1 protein-coding gene is annotated in these 397 nt (G+C 45.3%); it reads left to right on the top strand.

The features are described 5' to 3' along the window. Window positions 1-397 (top strand): hypothetical protein (locus AB4585_RS26990; protein WP_372171816.1); only part of this gene is annotated, 397 nt, incomplete at both ends.

Genomic DNA, 397 nt, shown 5'->3' with positions numbered 1-397 from the left:
GCTTGTAGATGGCACTGTCGTACTGTCTGTCACTATGGACGCCGACGGCAACTATGTTATTGAGCAATTCGACTCGATAGATCAGCCTGCTTCTGATCTAACAGAGCTGTCCGTAGGCACAGTGGCTATTGATGGAGACCTTGATGAGACAAGAAGTACCATCAACATCAATATCGAGGATGGTACTAATATTGGTCTCAGAAGTCGCCGCGTTACCTTTAGCGATGATGATATAGGGACAGATGTATTACCTATTACGGGTGATTTAGAATTGACGCTAGGCAGTGATGCCTTAGTGCGCCTAGAGTATAACCCTACCAATAATCAGCAGAACAACCTAAGCGCTGTGACCAGTAACGGTAAAGCCACTGATTGGACCCTTACTGAAAATAATTCC

This window comes from Vibrio sp. 10N.222.49.C9 (assembly GCF_041474985.1).
GTDB lineage: Bacteria > Pseudomonadota > Gammaproteobacteria > Enterobacterales > Vibrionaceae > Vibrio > Vibrio crassostreae_C.
This window is presented reverse-complemented; position numbering and strand designations above follow the sequence as displayed.